Below are 20,247 nucleotides of genomic sequence, written 5' to 3' on the forward strand. Positions count from 1 at the left end.
CCGGTGTTTTAGTTGCCCGAGTTTCCGATGCCCCAGTTTCCGGTGCCCGAGTTGCCGATGCCGACGTTGCCGGTGCCGGAGTTGAACAAGCCGACATTGTCGGTGCCGCTGTTGAGGGCTTCGAAACCGCGCAACCCGTCACCGTTGAGCCCGATTCCGATGTTGCCGTCGCCGGTGTTGCCGAAGCCGAAGTTATTGCTGCCCAGGTTCCCGAAGCCGAAGTTGGTGCTGCCGAGGTTTCCGGCGCCGAAGTTGAGGTCGCCGATGTTTGCGCCACCGAAGTTGATGCCGCCGACGTTTGCGGTGCCCACGTTGTAGTCGCCGACGTTGGCGGCACCGAGGTTCAGGACGCCCAGGTTGGCGAAGCCCACGTTCAGGGTGGTGCCGCCCGCGGAGTCCCGGAACAACCCGGCAAGGTTGGCGCCGGCATTTCCGACGCCGGAGACGTAGGCCGCCGTCGCGGTGTTCAGGCTGCTGGTGTTGAACAGGCCCGAGACGCTGTTGCCGTAGTTGGCCAGGCCGTATTGCACCGCGCCCAGGTTTCCGTAGCCCGATACGTCGGTGCCGGAGTTGAAGAAGCCCGATCCGCTGCCAGCACCGTTGTTGAAGAAGCCCGACGAGTAGCTGGTGGTCGTGTTTCCGAAGCCCGGCGCGGCGGCGATGTCGAACAGTGGGACGCCGACCAAGCCCTGGTAGTCGCCCCTTGCCAGGATGCCGTTGCTGTAGTTGCCGGAGATGAAGATGCCGGTGTCGACATCGCCCGTGTTGGCCCAACCGGTGTCGTAGTTACCCGAGTTGAAGCCACCGGTGTTGTAGGTGCCCGAATTCGCGTTGCCGGTGTTGGCGTCGCCGGCGTTGAAGGTTCCGGTGTTGAAGTCTCCGGCGTTGCCGATGCCCGTGTTGACGATGCCCGCGTTGAACACGCCGGTGTCGTAGTTGCCCGAATTGAACAGCCCGGCGTTGCCGATGCCCGAGTTCCCGATGCCGATGTTGTCGCTGCCCGAGTTGAACAGGCCGATGTTGTTGGTGCCGGAGTTGAACAGGCCGATGTTGCCGCTGCCGGTGTTCAGGGCGCCGAACCCGCGCAAACCGTCGCCGCTGAGCCCGATTCCGATGTTGCCGTCGCCGGTGTTGCCGAAGCCGATGTTGCCGTCACCGGTGTTGCCGAAGCCGAAGTTGTTGCTGCCGGTGTTGCCGAAGCCGATGTTGTGGTTGCCGTTGGTCAACGAGGCGCCGGAGTTGCCGAAGCCGAAGTTGTTGTTGCCGATGTTGCCGAAGCCGAAGTTGGTGTCGCCGATGTTTGCGCCGCCAAAGTTGAAGTTGCCGACGTTGGCGGCGCCGACGTTCCCGTCTCCGATGTTGCCGAAGCCCAGGTTGTAGTTGCCGGTGTTGGCCGCACCCGCATTGAAGATGCCGACGTCGGCGAAGCCCAAGTTGAACGTCGAATCGGGCGCATTGCCCGAGGCGTCGTTGTAGAAGCCGGACAGGTTGGTGCCGATGTTTCCAATACCTGAGACGGCGGCCGGCGTATCGATGTCCAACGTGCTGGTATTGAGCAATTCCGAGATGCTGTTGCCGAGGTTTCCCAGCCCGGATTCGAGGTTTCCGTAGTTTCTCAGGCCCGAATTTCCGTCGATGAAGCTGACATTGAAAAAGCCCGAGTTATTGATGCCGACGTTTCCGAAGCCCGACGAGCTGCCATCGCCCGAGTTGAAGAATCCCGACGAGGGGCTGGTGCTCGAGTTGCCGAAGCCGGGACCCGCTGGAATATCGATGAGTGGGATCGTCAAGGGGCCGATGGTGCCGTCGGTGTCTACCCCCAACACGGTGGAACCGTCGGTGTTTCCGATGGTGCTGGTCAGCGTGGGCCCGGAAATCGTGATGTCGGAGAACGTGATGGGACTGATTTTCAGGTCCCAATAGAGCTTGACATTTACCTTGCCGACACCCGGGATCTTGTACTCTATTTTTCCGTCGAGGTTGGCTGTGATTTTGGGCAGGGTAAAGCTCTCGATGACGATCTTTCCGATGTCGATGCTGATCGGCAGGCTGATCGGGAAGCTCAGATTCAAGTCCGCGGTGGTGGTCGGAACCGTGACCGTGTAATTGAAAGCACCCAGATTGCCCTGGTAGTCGCCGCGCCACAACAGGCCGTTGTTGTAGTCGCCGGAGATGAGGGCGCCGGTGTTGACGTTGCCGGTGTTGGCCCAACCCGTGTTGAGGTCGCCCACATTCAGCGACCCCGTGTTGCTTTGGCCTGTGTTGAAATTGCCGGTGTTGTGGTCGCCGACGTTGAAGGTCCCGGTGTTGTAGCTGCCCACGTTGCCGATGCCGGTGTTGAAGGAACCGGAGTTGAACAACCCCGTGTTGGCCAGGCCCGAGTTGCCGATGCCGGTGTTGTAGCTGCCGGAGTTTCCGGTGCCGGAGTTGCCGATGCCGACGTTGTCGGTGCCGGAGTTGAACACGCCGATGTTGCCGCTGCCCGAGTTCCAGCCGCCGAAACCCTGCAGACCGTCTCCGTTGAGCCCGATGCCGGTGTTGCCGTTGCCGGTGTTGCTGAAGCCGAAGTTGGTGTCGCCGATGTTGCCGAAGCCGAAGTTGGCGCTGCCGAGGTTCCCGGGGCCGAAGTTGGTGTTACCGACGTTGCCCAGACCGAAGTTGTAGTCGCCGAGGTTGGCGCTGCCGATGTTGAAACTGCCGTCATTGGCCACGCCCACGTTGAAGATTCGATCCGCGGAGTCGCCGGCGAGGAAGAAGCCCGAAAGGTTGCTGCCGAAGTTTGAAACACCCGACACATTGGCCGCCGTCAGCAGGTCCAGCGCGCTCGTGTTGAACACACCGGAAACGCTGTTGCCCAGGTTCGCGATGCCGGACTCCAGCATCCCGTAGTTCTTGAAACCGAAGTTTCCGAGACTGTCGGTGGCAAAGTTCAGGAAGCCGGAGTTGCTGCCGCCCCCGTTCCCGAAGCCCGACGCGCTACCGTCACCCGAGTTGAAGAAACCCGACGACTCGACGCTGGTCGAATTGCCGACTCCCGGGCCAGAGGGGAGGTCGAGGACGATCGCCTGGACCAGCCCCGTGTCGACAACAAACCTCGGCGTGAACACGGACTGTGTCCCGCCCACGCCGATGTCTATCGTTGGACCGACAATCGTGATGGTCGGGAAGGTTTCCGGCCCGATGTTGCCGCTGACCACGCCGTACGCGCCGATCGGGATCTCCGGAATGGTGAAGCCCTCGATCACGGTGTTGCCGACGGTGGCGCTGATGGGTATGTCTATCGGGACGCTGAGGTTGAGGCTGGTGGTGATGGGCACCAGGCCAATCGCGTAGCTCAATCCGCCTTGCGCCCGGTAGTCGGATCTCCACAAGATGCCGTTGTCGTAGTTGCCGCTGATCAGGGCGCCGGTGTTGACGTTGCCGACGTTTGCCAGTCCGGTGTTGTAATCGCCCAGGTTCAACCAGCCGGTGTTGTAGTCACCCTGTTTGGCGCCGCCGGTGTTGGTGCTGCCCACATTGTGCGCACCCGAGTTGTAGTTGCCCGGGTTGCCGATGCCGGTGTTGAGGTTGCCGACGTTGAACAGGCCCGTGTTGGCCAGGCCCACGTTGCCGATGCCGGTGTTGTAGCTGCCGGTGTTGTAGCTGCCGGAGTTTCCGGTGCCCGAGTTGCCGATGCCGACGTTGTCGGTGCCGGAGTTGAACACGCCGATGTTGCCGCTGCCCGAGTTCCAGCCGCCGAAGCCCTGCAGGCCGTCTCCGTTGAGCCCGATGCCGGTGTTGCCGTTGCCGGTGTTGCCGAAGCCGATGTTGCCGTTGCCGGTGTTGCCGAATCCGATGTTGTTGAAGGCGGCCGTCAACCCGGGACCCGCGTTGCCGAATCCGATGTTGGCGCTGCCGAGGTTTCCGCTACCGAGGTTATAGTCGCCGACGTTGCCGCCGCCGATGTTGCCGAATCCGATGTTGGCGCTGCCGAGGTTGAGGTTGCCGATGTTCGCGTTGCCGAAGTTGTAGTCGCCGATGTTTGCGCTGCCAAAGTTCAGCCCGCCGTCGTTGCCGACGCCCACGTTGAAGGTGGTCGCGTCCGGGCCGTCCCGAAACACACCGGCCAGATCGCTGCCGATGTTGCCGACTCCCGATATCCGGGCCGGCTCCAGGGTCGCGAGTTCGAGCCCACTGGTGTTGTGAATGCCCGAGATCGTGTTGCCGAAGTTCAGCGCGCCCGATTCCAGATCGCCGTAATTGAGCAGCCCGGAGACGCCGAACGGGCCGGAGGTCGTGTTGAACAAGCCCGACGAGCCGCCGTCGCCCTGGTTGAGGAATCCCGACGACGGGCTCGAGCTCGTATTCCCAAGCCCCGTGGTCGGCGGGATGTAGAGAAGTTGCAGCTGGATGGGGCTGACGTCATAGGAAAGGGACAGATCCAGCGTTGCGGGGCCCACGGTGGCATTGATCGGGGGACCGACAATCGTGATCGATGGGATGGTGATGGGGCCGATGTACCCCCCGTTGAGGAAGGTCTGCTTGGGAATGGTGGTGCCCGGGGTGGTGATGGTGGGCACGGTGGCGCCGAACGTGTTGTCCAGGGGGATGCTGACGGCGTAGTCGCCGCTGGTTCCGCCGAAGTTAATCCTGAGATCGATGCCGAGCAGCCGGTAATCGTCCTGCCAGAAAAGGCCGTTGCTATAGCTGCCCGAGATAAATGCGCCGGTATCAACATCGCCGGTGTTGGCCCAGCCGGTGTTCAGGTTGCCCGGATTGAAGCCGCCGGTGTTGGTGTTCCCCGCGTTGAAGCCGCCCGTGTTGTGGTTGCCGGTGTTTGCCCAGCCGGTGTTGGCGTTGCCCGGGTTGAACACCCCGGTACTGGCCTCACCCGAGTTGCCGAAGCCCGTGTTGTAGCTCCCCGAGTCCAACACACCGAAATTACCGGTGCCCGAATTGAAGAAGCCGATGTTGTTGGTGCCCGAGTTGAACAGCCCGATGTTGCCGCTCCCGGAATTGAGGGAGCCGAACCCGATCTTGCCGTCACCGCTGAGCCCGATGCCGATGTTGTTGCTGCCGGTGTTGCCGAAGCCGACGTTGAAGCTGCCGGTGTTGGCGAAGCCCTGGTTGTTGCTGCGGGTGTTGGCGAAGCCCTGGTTGTTGCTGCCCGCGTTGCCAAAGCCCTGGTTGGCGCCGCCTAGGTTGCCCCAGCCGAGGTTATGGCTGCCGAGGTTGCCGCCACCGAGGTTGCCATCGCCGTTATTGCCGTTTCCGATGTTCCCGAAGCCCAGGTTGGATGTGCCGACGTTGGCCGCCCCCAGGTTCAACGGGCTCGCCGCGGCTAGGCCCAAGCTGGGCAGCCCCAGCGCGCTCACCGGGTCGGTGACCGCGGCCTCGGCGGCAGCGGCCACCGCCGCGCTGGCCGGGGCCGCGCTGGCCAAGCTTGCGGCGGCGGCGTTGCCAAGCTGGCGCACCAATCCGCTGACGGCAAAGGGCGTCAATGCTGAGGCGGCCGCCGAGGCGCCGGCGTGGTAATCCAGCATGGCGGCGACGTCCTGGGCCCACATCTGCTCGTACTGTGCTTCGACGGCCGCGATCGCCGGCGCGGACAGGCCCAGCACGTTCGCATTCACCAGTGCGGTCAGGACGGTGCGGTTTGCGTCGATAGCCGGCGGACTGACCGTGGCCACCAGCGCCGCTTCGAAAGAAGCCAACGCCGCCCGGACCTGACTGGCGGCCTGCTCGGCCTGGGCGCTTGCCGTGGTCAGCCACGCCAGATAGGGCTGCGCGGCGCTGGCCATCGCGGTCGACGCCGGACCTTGCCAAGTCCCGCCCGCCAGGCCGGAGGTCACCGCCCCGAACGCGCTTGCCGCGGCGAACAACTCGGCCGCCAGCCCATCCCAGGCCGTCGCTGCCGCCAGCATGGGCCCCGGCCCAGCACCGAGGTGCATCCGGGCCGAATTGATCTCCGGCGGCAACAACACAAAACTCATCGGAAACGCCTACTCGCCGCTACTAAGCGGATGGCGAGCTGTCTCATAACACTCCCCGCGAACACTGCAAATGCGAAAAACATTCGCATAGCAAAATGTGAAGCCTATTCACAATTTCCAATGGCCACTCTCTGCTGGCCAGGCTAGCCCGATTTGTCTTGTCCGTTTTGGATTTGGATTGGTTCGGCAGGAATCGGCGGGATATTCGGTTCGGCTTTGTCCGCTGCCGCACCTCGAATTGCCCGCTGGGCCGACGTGCGGGAGGCGGGGCCGATCAGGCGGTGCCGCAGGTGGATTGAGCAACGTCCCCGATCGCGCATCCGGGTGCCGCTACGCCATCGCGTCGTTCAAGAAGCCGGAAAGCTCATGGCCGGTGTTGCCCAAGCCGGAGACAAAGGCCTGGGCCATCAGGTTCAGAATGCTGGTGTTGTAGATGCCCGACAGCGAGTTGCCGAAGTTCGCCCAGCCTGATTCGAGCGTGCCGACGTTTTGGAGGCCGGACAGTCCCGGGCCGCCCGCGTTGAAGAATCCCGAACTCTCCAAAAAGGCGTTTCCGATCCCCGAAACGGCCCCTTGGGCGTCGTTGAGCAAGCCCGACGCGCCTCCGGCTCCGGAATTGAAGAAGCCCGACGACGGCGTGTCCGACGAGTTGAAGAATCCAGGGCTCTGCTGCCAGTTGAAGCCGAAGGTGGCGGGGCCGACGGTGCCCGCGTCGGAGAAGTCGATGGTGTCCGTGATGGCCGTCTTTATCGGGCTTTGTGGGTTGATCACACTGGGATCGATGACGAACGGCCCGACGTGTTCGGTGGTAATCGGAACGGTGACCGACACGTGCAACACACAGCCGACGAAGGGGACATAGATCAGGAAGATCGTGGTCTCCAGACTGATTGGTATCTCGAATTCGGCGATGGTGAACATGTCCTGGGTGATGGTGTTGATCGCGCCGGTAATCGGTATGTCGATGTCGGAGTGCACCCCGATATTCCACGGGATCGCTGGAACGGTGGACTCGTAGGTGAAGCCGAGCAGGCCCTGGTAATCGCCGCGCCACAGCAACCCATTGCTGTAATTGCCCGAGATGAACGCGCCGGTGTTGACGTTGCCGGAGTTGGCCAGGCCGGTGTTGGAATTGCCCTCGTTGAAGTAGCCGGTGTTGTAGTTGCCCGGATTGAACCCGCCGGTGTTGTAGTCGCCCGGATTGAAACTGCCGGTGTTGAAGTCGCCGGTGTTGTAGCAGCCGGTGTTGTAGCAGCCGGTGTTGTAGTTGCCCGCGTTGCCGATGCCGGTGTTGACCATGCCGGAGTTGAAGAACCCGGTGTTGGTTGTGCCGGTGTTGCCGATGCCGGTGTTGTAGCTGCCGGAGTTGCCGATGCCCCAGTTGCCGGTGCCGGAGTTTCCGAAGCCGATGTTGTTGGTGCCGGAGTTGAACAAGCCGATGTTGCCGCTGCCCGAGTTCCAGCCCCCGAATCGGGTCGTGGTGTCGCCGGTGAGTCCGATCCCGATGTTTCCGTCGCCGGTGTTGGCGAAGCCGAGGTTGCCGTTGCCGGTGTTGCCGAACCCGATGTTGTAGCTTCCGGTGTTGCCGAACCCGATGTTGCCGATGGCGTCCGACAGCGCCGGGCCGGTGTTGGCGAAGCCGAAGTTGTAGCTGCCGAGGTTGGCGCTGCCGAGGTTGAAGCCGCCGAGATTGGCGCTGCCGAGGTTGGCGCTGCCGATGTTGCCGAAGCCGAAGTTGGAATCGCCGATGTTGGCGTTTCCGAGGTTGTAGCTGCCGATGTTGGCGCTGCCCACGTTCCAGAATCCGGGGTTTGCGATGCCGAAGCTGAAGGTCGTTGCGTCCGGCCCATTGCGGTACCAGCCGGCCAGGTCGGTGCCGATGTTTTGGAATCCGGAGAGGTTGGCCGGCGTTGCGCCACCGGTGTTGAGGAAACCGGAGATGGCGTTGCCGAGGTTGGCCAGGCCGGATTGCTGCGACCCGATGTTTTGGAAGCCGGAGTTGCCCAGGGCGGCGGTGGCGACGTTCCAGATGCCCGAGTTGTTGGCACCCACGTTGGCGAAGCCGGACGCGCTTCCGTCGCCCAGGTTGAAGAAGCCCGACGACGGGCCGGTGGTCGCGTTGAAGAAGCCGGCGGCCGGTTTGATGTCGATGAGCGGAATCTGGCCGGGGCCGAAGTTGAAGTAGCCCCCGACGTGAACGACGGTGGAACCATCGGGATTACCGAGATTGAGCTGCAACGCCGGTTGGGTGCCGAAGTCGATGACGATGGGTGTGTTCAACGGGGCCGACGCGTCGCCACCGTGGATGGTGATGGGGCCGATCGGTGCGATGACCGTGCCACTGATGATGGCGAGGTCGACCTTGCCCGTGGCGGGCACTTTCGGGAAGGTCACGGCCGGGATCGAGATGTCGGTGATGGTGCCGGTGATAGGGATGTTGACCGGGGCATCGATGGTCAGGAATGCCGGAATCCTGTTGACCGTGATGGCGTAGTGGGCGGACAGCTGCCCGATGCTGTCAGCCCGCCAGAAAACGCCGTTGGCCATGTCGCCGGTGATGAACGCGCCGGTGTCGAAGTTGCCGATGTTCGCCAGGCCGGTGTTGTAGTCGCCGGTGTTGTAAAAGCCGGTGTTGTAATCGCCGGGGTTGGCGATGCCGGTGTTGAAGACGCCGATGTTGAACAAGCCGGTGTTGAAATTGCCGGGGTTGGCGATGCCGGTGTTGAAGGAACCGGAGTTGAACAGGCCGGTGTTGTAGCTACCCGTGTTGCCGATGCCGGTGTTGTGGCTGCCGGAGTTTCCGATGCCCCAGTTGCCGGTGCCGGAGTTGCCGATGCCGACGTTGCCGGTTCCGGAGTTGCCGATGCCGACGTTGCCGGTTCCGGAGTTGAAGAGGCCGACGTTGAAGCTGCCCGAGTTCAGGCCGCCGATGCCCATCAGGTTGTCACCCTGCAGACCGATGCCGATGCCGCCGGTACCCATGTTCCCGATGCCGACGTTGCCGGTGCCGGAGTTGAAGAAGCCGACGTTGTCGGTGCCGGAGTTGAACATGCCGACATTCGAGGTCCCGGAGTTGAAGAAGCCGGTGTTGCCGGCGCCCGAACTCAGCGACCCGAACCCGACTCGGCCGTCGCCGGTGAGCCCGATGCCGACGTTGTTGTCCCCGGTGTTGAACAGCCCGATGTTGTTGTCTCCGGTATTCGACCAGCCCTGGTTGTCGTTGCCGGCGTTGGCCAGTCCCGTGTTGAAGTCGCCCAGGTTGAACAGGCCCGCGTTGCCGACGCCGTCATTGAGCGGGCCGAACCCGATCTGGCCGTCGCCGCTGAGCCCGATGCCGATGTTGCCGTTGCGGGTGTTGCCGAAGCCGATGTTGCCGTTGCCGGTGTTGCCGAACCCGATGTTGGTGTCGCCGACGTTGCCGAAGCCGATGTTGTTGAACGCCTCCGTCAACCCCGCTCCGGCGTTTCCGAACCCGATATTGCCGCTGCCGATGTTCCCGCTGCCGAGGTTGTCGGCGCCGACGTTTCCGAATCCGACATTGAAGCTGCCGATGTTTGCGCTGCCCACGTTGAAGTCGCCGACGTTTCCGCTGCCCAGGTTCAGCTGGCCCAAATCGCCCAGGCCCGCCGTTGAAGATCGTGCCGGCCGAGTCGCGCAGCACCCCCGATAGCTCCGTGCCGATGTTGAAGAAGCCCGAGAGGTTGGCCGCGGTCGGAAGATCCGCCGTGCTGGTGTCGTACCAGCCCGAGACGGTGTTGCCCAGGTTCGCCCAGCCGGAGAGTTGTTGGCCGTAGTTCTGCAAGCCGGAACTGCCGATGTCGCCGAAGCCGGTGTTCCAGAAGCCCGAATTGTTTGCGCCGACGTTTCTGAAGCCCGAGGCGGTTCCGGTGCCGGAGTTGAAGAAGCCCGACGACGGGGCCGAGGTCGAGTTTCCGAACCCGGGCGCCGCGGGGATGTCGAGCAAGACAATGCTGATGGGTCCCAAGCCGCTGCGAATCGCGACGGGGATCGAGCTGGAACCGTCGGGGTTGCCGATGTTGATATCGATGACCGGCAGAATGCCCTTGATGGTCGGGATGGTGATCGGCCCGATCTTGAAATCGGTGATCGACAGGGCGTCGATCGTGATGGTGGGAATCGTGAAGCCGTTGAGGGCCAGGCTGCCGAGATCGAGGTAGATCGGGATGTCGACCGGGATGTTCAAATCGAAGTTGAGCACCGGGAATTCGGGAATGAAGATCTCGTAGTGGGCGCCCACTAGCCCTTGGTAGTCTCCGCGCCAGAACATGCCGTTGCTGTAGTTGCCGGAGATGAATGCGCCGGTGTTGACGTCGCCCGTGTTCGCCAGGCCGGTGTTGTAGTCACCGGTGTTGAAGAAACCGGTGTTGTAGTTGCCTGCGTTCGCCAGGCCGGTGTTGTAGTCGCCGGTGTTGAAAAAGCCGGTGTTGTAGTCGGTGGGGTTGGCCAGGCCGGTGTTGGTGTGGCCGGCGTTGTACAGAACCGTGTTGTAGTCGCCTGCGTTTGCGATGCCGGTGTTGCCGGTGCCCGGGTTCCACAGGCCCCAGTTCGTGCTGCCCGAGTTGGCGATGCCGGAATTGGCGGTCCCGGAGTTGCCGATGCCCCAGTTTGCGTTGCCGGAGTTGAAGATGCCGGTGTTGCCGGTGCCCGAGTTGAAGATGCCGGTGTTGTTGGTGCCCGAGTTGAACAGGCCGGCATTTCCGGTGCCGGAGTTCAGCCCGCCGGCGAGGTTGATACCTACCTGGTTGTCGCCGGTGAGCCCGATGCCGATGTTGTTGTTGCCAGTGTTGCCGATGCCGATGTTGTGGTCGCCGGTGTTGGCAAAGCCCTGGTTGAGACTGCCCGCGTTCCCGAAGCCGACGTTGTAGTCGCCCAGGTTTGCCAGGCCGACGTTGTAGTCGCCCAGGTTTCCCAGCCCGAAGTTGTATGTCCCGTGGTTACCGGAGAGGAAGTTGAAGCTCCCGATATTGCCGCTGCCGAAGTTGTTGGCACCGACATTGCCGAAACCGGCGTTGTTGCTGCCGATGTTTCCGTCGCCGATGTTTCCGTTGCCGAGGTTGGCGATGCCCAGGTTGCCGATTGGGTTGTCATTGAAGAACCCTGCGATGTTGGTGCCGATGTTGGCGGCGCCGGAGATGTCGGCCGGTATCGATACGCCCAGCGAGCTCGTGTTGAAAAAGCCCGAGACGCTGTTGCCTAGGTTGGACATGCCCGACACCAGATCGCCGAGGTTCTGGTAGCCCGATATTCCGGAGCTGCCCGAAGCGAGGTTGAAGAACCCGGAATTGTTGCCGCCTGTGTTACCGAACCCGGAGGCGGTGCCGCTGCCGGTATTGAAGAAGCCCGAGGACGCAGTTGTCGTGGAGTTACCGAAACCGGGGGCGGCCGCAATGTCGATGATCGGGATCTTGATCGGCAGCAGGCCGCCGGTGCCGACGATGTGGATCAACGGTTCCGGTCCGGTACCGATGTTGATGTCAATTGCGGGTAGGCCCAGCTCGAGGTTGGGGAACTTGATCGCGCTGACATGGACGGCCTTGAACCCGATGCCGACGATGTCCAATTCGACGGTGGACGCCGGGATGGTGAATCCGTCGACGGTGAAGACCCCGAGTGTGCCGGTGATGGGGATGTCGAGGTAGACTGGCACATCCAGGTTCAGTGGGATGGCGGTGTCGGGAATGGTGATCGCGTAATCGATGCCCCACAGGCCCTGATAGTCGCCCCGCCACAACAAGCCGTTGCTGTAGTTGCCCGAGATGAATGCGCCGGTGTTGACGTCGCCGGAGTTGGTAAAACCGGTGTTGTAGTTGCCGCTGTTGAGGTAGCCGGTGTTGTAGTCGCCCGGGTTGAGACCGGCCGTGTTGAAGCTTCCGGTGTTGAAGCTTCCGGTGTTGTAGTTGCCCGGGTTGCCGATTCCGGTGTTGACGTTGCCCGCATTCCACAATCCGGTGTTGATCTGACCCGAGTTGAAGACGCCCGTATTGGTGATGCCGGTGTTGCCGATGCCCCAGTTTGCGTTGCCGGAGTTGAAGATTCCGGTGTTGTTGGTGCCGGAGTTGAAGATTCCGGTGTTGTTGGTGCCGGAGTTGAACAGTCCGGTGTTGCCGGTGCCGGAGTTCAGGCCGCCACCAAAATTGAAGCCCTGCTGGTTGTCGCCGGTGAGCCCGATACCGATGTTGTTGTTGCCGGTGTTGAACAGGCCGATGTTGTTGTTGCCGCTGTTGGCAAGGCCCTGGTTGAAGCCGCCCGCGTTGCCGAATCCGACGTTGTAGTCGCCGAGGTTGGACGAGCCGATGTTGTAGCCGCCCAGGTTCGCCGAGCCGACGTTGAAGTTGCCGAGGTTGGCCAAGCCGAGACTGTTGAATCCGCTGTTGCCAAGGCCCAGGTTCTCGTCACCAAGGTTGGCAAAGCCGAGATTGAAGTCGCCGGTGTTGCCGAAGCCCACGTTGGCCTGGCCGATGTCGGCCAGTCCCAAACTGAAGGTTGACATTCCAGACGCCTGGTCGGCGAAGATGCCCGCGAGGGTGGTGCCGATGTTCGACACGCCCGAGACATTGGCGGGTGTCCCGATGCCGGTATTGAACAGGCCGGAGACGGTGTCGCCGATGTTCAGCAGACCCGATTGCAGCGAGCCGACGTTCTTGAAGCCCGATACTGCCGAGGTCCCGAAGTTCTGGAAGCCGGAGATGTCGCCGCCGAAATTCGCGATCCCCGATACCGTTCCGGTGCCGCCGTTGAAGAAACCCGATGACGGGCTGCTGGTGGAGTTGAACAAGCCGGTGACCGCCGGGATGTCGAAGATGGTCCAGTCGACGGGGCCGAGACTGGCCGTGGCGGGGATCGACACCACCGTCGTCCCCTTGGGGTCGCCGATGTTGAACGAAATCGCCGGACCGGTGGCCGTGATCGGGGCAAGGGTGACGGAGTCGATCGTTCCGGTCAAGACAGGTAGCGGCCTAATCGCGACGGTAAAACCGAAGTTGATGTCCTCCATCGTTATTCCGCTGTACAGCGTGTTGGTGAAGTTGGCGGTGAGCGGGATGTTGATGGGGGCGCTGGCGTCGACATGCGCTGGAATCTCCGGAACGTGGATGACATAGCTGGCGCTCACCTGGCCCTGCTGGTCGCCGCGCCAGGCGAAGCCGTTGCCCATGTCACCACTGATCAGAAGGCCGGTATCGATGTTGCCCGCGTTGGCAAAGCCGGTGCTGTAGTTGCCCGTGTTGTACCAGCCCGTGTTGTAGTCGCCCCGGTTGGCGGCGCCGGTGTTGACGTCACCCGTGTTGAACCAGCCGGTGTTGTAGTCACCCACATTGGCGATACCGGTGTTGACCATCCCGGTGTTGAACAGGCCCGTATTGGTGCTGCCGGCGTTGCCGAATCCGGTGTTGAGGCTGCCGCTGTTGCCGATGCCCCAGTTTCCGGTGCCGGAGTTTCCGATCCCGACGTTGTTCGTGCCCGAGTTGAACAACCCGATGTTGCCGCTGCCCGAGTTCAGCCCGCCGGCGAAATTCACGCCCCGCTGGCCAGCACCGGTAAGGCCGATGCCGATGTTGCCGTTGCCGGTGTTGCCGACGCCGAAGTTGCCGTTGCCGGTGTTGCCGAAGCCGATGTTGTTGTCGCCGGTGTTGCCGAAGCCGATGTTGTTGTCGCCGGTGTTGCCGAAGCCGATGTTGTTGAACGCGTCCGTCAGCCGCGCTCCGGCGTTTCCGAACCCGATGTTGCCGCTGCCGATGTTCCCGCTGCCGAGGTTGTCGGAGCCGACGTTGCCGAATCCGAAGTTCGCGCTACCGATGTTTGCGCTGCCCACATTGAAGTCGCCGACGTTTCCGCTGCCCACGTTGAGGTGGCCCAGGTCGGCAAGGCCCAGATTCAAGATTGTTCCGTTGGCGTCGCGAAGCACACCCGCCAGGTCGGTGCCGACGTTGAATAGACCCGAAAGATTGGCTGGTGCAGCGAGGTTCGCCGTACTGGTGTTGTAGAAGCCCGACAGCGTGTTGCCCAGGTTCGCCCAGCCTGATGCCAGCGAGCCGAAGTTTTGCACGCCCGAGTTTCCGACCGCCGCCACCCCGCTGTTCCACAGGCCCGAACTGCCGGCGCCAAAGTTGGCGAAGCCGGAGTTGCCTCCGGTGCCGGCGTTGAAAAAGCCTGACGACGGGCCGGCGGTGGTGTTTCCGAAGCCGGGCGCTGCCGGGATGTCCAGGAAGGTGATCGTGCGGCTTTCGACGGCGCCGACGATACTGATCGGTATGTTCGTGCTCGGTCCACCGAGGGCGATTGTCACGGTGGGAATCGTCAGGGTGGAGGCGCCGAGGTTGATCGGTCCCAGGAAGAACAGGCCGCCCAGATAGTAGGTCCTGGGGAAGACCGCTCCAGCCTCGCTGACTTGTATCGTGTTGCCGCCCAGCGTGTATACCTGATTCACCGGCACGATCGACTGCACATCGATGGGAATGTGCGGAGTGGTGACCGATAGGTTGATCGCGACCTGACCTTGGTTGTCGCTGGTCACGAAGAAGCCGTTGTTGTAGTTCCCGGTGTCGAAGAAGCCGGTGTTGACGTTCCCGGGGTTGTAGGAGCCCGTGTTGGTGTCACCGGGGTTGAAGTTGCCCGTGTTCGCACTACCCGCATCGAAGCTGCCGGTGTTGGTGTTGCCCACGTTGAAGCCACCGTTGTTGTAGAAGCCGGTGTTGGCCGCTCCGACGTTGTGCAGGCCCGTGTTGTACTGGCCGGCGTTGCCGATACCGGTGTTCGCGGTGCCGGGATTCTCCAGGCCCCAGTTCGCAACGCCCGCATTGAGCAGGCCCGTGTTCCCGCTGCCCGAATTTCCGATCCCGATGTTTCCGCTGCCCGAGTTGAACAGGCCGACGTTGTCGGTTCCCGAGTTGAACAAGCCCGCGTTGCCGATGCCGGAGTTCAGTGCGCCGATTCCGATCTGGCCGTCACCGGTCAGTCCGATGCCGATGTTCCCGTTGCCGGTGTTGGCGAACCCGGTGTTGTTGCTGCCGGTGTTGGCCAGACCTTGGTTGTAGCTGCCGGCGTTGCCGAAGCCGGTGTTGTAGTCACCGAGGTTTCCGAATCCGACGTTGTAGCTACCGAGGCTTGCCGAACCGATGTTGTAACTGCCGATATTGGCCGAGCCGAGGTTGAGGCTGCCGATGTTGCCGCTGCCGAAATTCGTTCCGCCGAAGTTTCCGCTGTCCAAGTTGAGGCTGCCGATGTTGCCGCTGCCGAAGATGTTGTAACTGCCGGCATTGCCGCTGCCGATGATGTTGTAGTCGCCGACGTTGCCGTTTCCGCCGATGTTGTAGTTGCCAACGTTGGCATTGGCCAGTATGTTTCCGACGCCGTCGTTGGCGAAGCCGATGTTGAACAGTGTTGGGCCAAGCAGGAATCCGGCTAGCTTGCTACCGGTGTTCAAGACACCGGAGATGTAGGCCGGCGTCGTTATGGGCACCAGGCTCGAGTTGAGCAAACCGGATATGGTGTTGCCCGAGTTCACCAGACCTGACTGCAGCACGCCGGTGTTGGCGAAACCCGAGTTGCCGACGGGCCCCGAGGAATCGTTGAAGAAGCCAGAGTTGTTGGCGCCGGAGTTGAAGAACCCTGAGGCGCTACCGTCGCCACTGTTGAAGAAACCCGAGGAGGGGACGGTGGTCGAGTTCCCAAAACCAGGCTCTCCGAAGATCAGACCCTGGTTGTCGCCGCGCCAGAGGAAGCCGTTGTTGTAGTCGCCGGTGTTCAGGGCGCCGGTGTTGACATTGCCGAAGTTCGCAACGCCGGTGTTGTAGTCGCCGCGATTCAGGTAACCCGTGTTGTAGCTACCCGTGTTGAAACCGCCGGTGTTGGCATCGCCAGGGTTGAAGCCACCGGTGTTGTAGCTGCCCACGTTGCCGATGCCGGTGTTGGCGTCACCCGAGTTGCCGATGCCGGTGTTGTAGCTGTTGCCGGAGTTCCCGATTCCCCAGTTGCCGGTTCCCGAGTTCCCAATACCGAAATTGCCGGTGCCCGAGTTGAACAACCCGATGTTGCCGCTGCCCGAGTTCAGGCCGCCGAACCCGAATTGGCCGGTGCCGGTGAGTCCGATGCCGCGGTTGTTGTCGCCGGTGTTGCCGAAGCCAATATTGTTGCTACTGGTATTCCCGAAGCCGATGTTGTTGAGGGCCGCTGTCAGTGCGGGCCCCGAGTTTCCGAAACCAATGTTGCCGCTGCCGATGTTGGAGCTGCCGACATTTTCCGAGCCGAGGTTTCCCGAGCCGAGGTTGTAGTCGCCGACATTTCCATTACCGAAGTTGCGGAAGCCGACGTTTGCAAAGCCCAGGTTGGCGGTGACGACCGACCCGGCGGCCTGCAGCGGGAATGGTGTCAACGCCGCGGCGATCGATTCCGCTCCGGAACGGTAGCCAAACATCGCGGCAACGTCTTGGGCCCACATCTGCTCATAGGCGGCCTCAGCGGCGGCGATCGCGGGGGCATTCTGCCCCAATAGGTTAGAGACCACCAGGGATACGAATTGGGAGCGGTTGGCGGAGATCGCGGCTGGGTGCACCGTCGCGGCCAGCGCCGCCTCGAATGCTGCCGCAGCCAATCGGACTTGCGTCGCGGCTTGCCCGGCCTGAGCTGCCGCGGTAGTCAGCCACTTCAGGTACGGCGCCGCCGCACTAGCCATCGCTGCCGACGCCGCACCCTGCCAGCCGCCGCTCACCAGATCGGTGGTTACCGACGAGAACGCCGAGGCGGCCGAGCCCAGCTCACCAGCCAGACCCTGCCAGGCATTGGCCGCCTCCAGCATCGGTCCCAGCCCGGCGCCGATGGTCAAGCGCGCCGAGTTGATCTCCGGCGGCAGCACCGCGAAATTCATCACCCGTCCCTAACTCAGATCCTTAACTCGAACCGTTTGACCGGTACGCGCAGTCGCGCTACGGCATCCGCACGACCTCCCTGAGTCCGGTGCCGACAGCAGCAAGATTATTCAGTTGCGCACGGCGAAAAAGCCACTGATTTGCTCAAAAAAATCTGGGTTTCTTAATCCCGCCGGATTCGACTCTGAGTGCCGTCGGCATGCTCCAGGGTTTGGGGCAAACACGCGACGTTGACATGCGCGTTGTGCGCATCTATCGCCCCGCGAAATTCATCCAGGTATAAATAAAACTGTCAAAAATGTCGTCGAACGAGGCAAATTCGAGCACCGCAAGTGTGAACGGCTTTCGGTGTTGGCTACGGGCCTGGCGCGCGCGGGCCCGCCATCGTTGCGCGTGAGGTTCAGGCCCCAGCAACCAGCGGCACCGCGCGGGCTCGAACGAGGGCGCGTTGTGCGCCAAGTCGCCCCAGGCCGGCGAAGGGACCGCCATTGCGTCGGCGATGGGGATGCTCCCGGTCGGTCGTGCGGGTTGAGGTAGCCGCGTCATTCAAGCGACTGGATCAGCCAAAATATTCATCAGTGTCGGCGCCGAATGGTGCAGTGCCCCATGGCTCCAGGGCGCCAGTACTCGAAGCTAGTTCTAGAACAATGCTCTAATCGGTAGGTGTTGGGCGCACTGTGCCACGCGACCTTAGGCGGTTCGCGCACCCCCGCGTGACGGTTCGTGCCGTGTGGTCGCAGGTATCGCGGGGCTAGGTGATCTGGCCGCTGTCGACGGCGCCTGCATCGGTCCCATCACGCGCATTGTCAGGGCTCGGAAATGTCTGAGATCGGGCCGCCCGCCGAGCGCAGCGGATGGGGAGTGCGGTGCAGCCAGCCCGAATCGAGGGGTCCGAATTCTGCGCGGCTGCCCTGTTCATTTCGGCGCCGTTGGCTTTGGTCAATATCGGCAAACGCGCCGTATCCGAGCGGTCAACGGTGATGCGCATAGATATCCGGAGTGATACTAAATGGGCTGTGCGGCAGGAAACGGAAACATCAACCCGGTATTGCAGCCTTTGTGAAAATAACCTGGGTTTGGCAGATATTGATGGACGCCGAAGTATGCGAGCCGCGGTGATCGGTTGTTGCGCCCAGCGCTCAATTTCGGCCGCGCTCTCGATATCCGCCGCCGCGAGGCGAAACCACACTAGGCGACTTGTTCTGGCTAGACGTGGATTGAGAACACCGCGACCGCCGACTCGCCAATCGGCGCACAACGGTAGCCGCCGCGCCGGAGCGCGTCGGTCGGTGCGGCCATCGGTTCGAAGCAGATCACGTCTTCGGCGATCGGCGCGAAGATCTGCGCCGCGGGATACCCCTGTTCGAAGTGCACCTCCAGGCGGCGGCCGCCACCGGACACGGCGAACACCGCTCCCTCGGTCACCTGGTCATAACCGTCGTCAAAGGTGCTGTCGCCCAGGGGCGCTGTCTTCGCCGGCCGGTGCTCCGACTCGCCGGTGGGCAGTCCGCGCTGGTCGAGGCAGAGCTGCCGCAGCGGGGGTGTCTCGATGACCCACTCGGTGCGGGGCACACCCGGCAACTGCAGATACGGGTGGAAGCCGAAGCACAACGGCACGGCCGTGTCACCGGTTGGGGTCACCGTGGTGCGCAGTGTCAGCACCCGTTCGGTCAGCCGCGCCGTCAACGACAGCACGTGCGGATACGGAAAGCTGGCCAGCAGCACCGGGTCGGCCCCGAAGTCCAGCTCTGCGGTGAGCTCGTTGCCCGATTGAGCCGTGACCCGCCAGCCGGCATAGGCGGCCAGGACCCCATGGATCGGCAAGCCGGCGGGGTCCACCCGAACCCCGTTTGCGCCGGGGTTCAGTGTTACCTCCTTGCCTTCGGCGTGATATGTGTTCTTGCCCAGTCGATTTGCCCAGGGGTACAGAATCGGTATTCCCATTGTCTTGCCCGCGGCAAGGTAGCCGTCCAGGCCGCGCCGTTGGCCGAGCAGTTGCACTCCGGCGTCGGTCAGCGAGGTGCCGATCATTCCAGCCGCGGGCACGAACTGTGCTTCCACCGATGACAACGGGTCGCGCAGAGTTACGGCATGCACGCCGGCCAGACTAGCCTGCGTGCCCCGCTGCGGTGGCTGAGTGCGGGGCCTTTCCTGGTAGTCGTGGCTTGCCGCTAGGGCAGTGGATCATGCTGGATGCGTTCCAGCGGAGCGCCTTTGGCGATCAGTGCGGCCTTGGTGGTGCGAACCATGGCCGGCCCGCCGCAGATCAGGATTTGCCGATCGCCCCAGTTGCCGTAGTTGGTGACCACTTCGGCCAGCCGGCCGGTCTGGCGCACGTGCAGGCCGCGCGGCGGTGATACATCGGGATAGTCGGTGGCCCAGGACGGGTCGAGCTTGTATTCGGCGACCGGAGAAACCGAAAGCCACGGGTTGTGCGCCGCAACCTGCCAAAGCGTGCGCAGGTCATAGAGTTCGCAGAAGTAGCGCGCGCCGAAAAACAGGTGCACTCGTGGATTGTCGACAAAGCGGCCCATATCCAAAATCAGCGCCCGCAACGGGGCCAGACCGGTGCTGCCGGCGACCATGAGCACGTCACCGCCGGTGCGGTCGACGTGCAAGCCGCCGTGCGGGCTCGCCAAGCGCCACCGGTCGCCGGTCCGAGTTTCGTTGACCATCGCGGTGCTGACCAGCCCGCCGGGCACCACGCGGACATGGAATTCGATCCGCCCTTCGAGGTCGGCCGGAATGGCGGGGCTGAGGTAACGCCAGCGGCGCGGACACTGCGGGACTTGGACATTGACGTATTGGCCGGGGTGGTAGGGCATTGGGCGGTCCAGTTGCAGCCTGATCACCGCCAGATCGCGCGACACCGGGATGTGCTCGATTACCGTTGCGTCCCACCACGCGGGTCCGTCCTCGGAATCGGCCGCGCCGCTCATCACCCCGACGATCAGATTGAGAGATTGCTCAGCGGCGCGCGCGACCGAATCGGTCCAGGAACTGCCGAGATGACTGCGCAACGTGGTCTGCAGGGCGCGCCGCAACGTCTCGTATTGGGTTGGCTGCACACCGTATTTGCGGTGATCCCGGCCGAGCTGTGCCAGGAAGGCAATCGGCTCCTCGGCGCGCTGTGCGACGAGCTCGCTGTACACCCAGTGCAGTGCACGTGTGAAAGCTGCGCGCTGGCCGCTCATTTCGGGTGGGAACAAGTCGCGCACCGAACTGTCCAGGGAGAACCAGTTGGTGTAGAAGCTGCGGACGAGTTCGCTGGATTGCGTTTTGTGGTCTAAGTCGGGTTGCGGTGCGAAGGCGTCCCGCAGCACCCGCAGCGCGTCTCGGTCCTCAAGGCCCACGGACCACGATTCTAGGCTTGCCGGGACGCACCGGGGATC

General features: G+C 62.8%; 3 protein-coding genes and 1 pseudogene. All 4 read right to left on the bottom strand.

The window, feature by feature from the left end; translation table 11 throughout:
- Positions 1 to 8: 8 nt before the first annotated feature.
- Positions 9 to 5,972, bottom strand: a complete 5,964-nt coding sequence (locus G6N41_RS10600) for a PPE family protein (protein ID WP_231608923.1) — start codon at positions 5,970 to 5,972, stop codon at positions 9 to 11.
- 330 nt (positions 5,973 to 6,302) lie between these two features.
- Positions 6,303 to 16,854 (bottom strand): annotated as a pseudogene (locus G6N41_RS10605) (PPE domain-containing protein).
- A 1,207-nt stretch (positions 16,855 to 18,061) separates the two neighbouring features.
- A complete protein-coding gene (locus G6N41_RS10610; protein ID WP_198967315.1) occupies positions 18,062 to 18,952 on the bottom strand; it encodes an aldose 1-epimerase in 891 nt (296 codons plus the stop codon).
- 74 nt (positions 18,953 to 19,026) lie between these two features.
- Entirely contained in the window at positions 19,027 to 20,208 is a 1,182-nt protein-coding gene (locus tag G6N41_RS10615) for an FAD-binding oxidoreductase (protein WP_020731639.1), read from the bottom strand.
- Positions 20,209 to 20,247: the final 39 nt, after the last annotated feature.

Source organism: Mycobacterium shottsii (assembly GCF_010728525.1).
In the GTDB taxonomy this organism is placed as follows: Bacteria; Actinomycetota; Actinomycetes; order Mycobacteriales; family Mycobacteriaceae; genus Mycobacterium; species Mycobacterium marinum.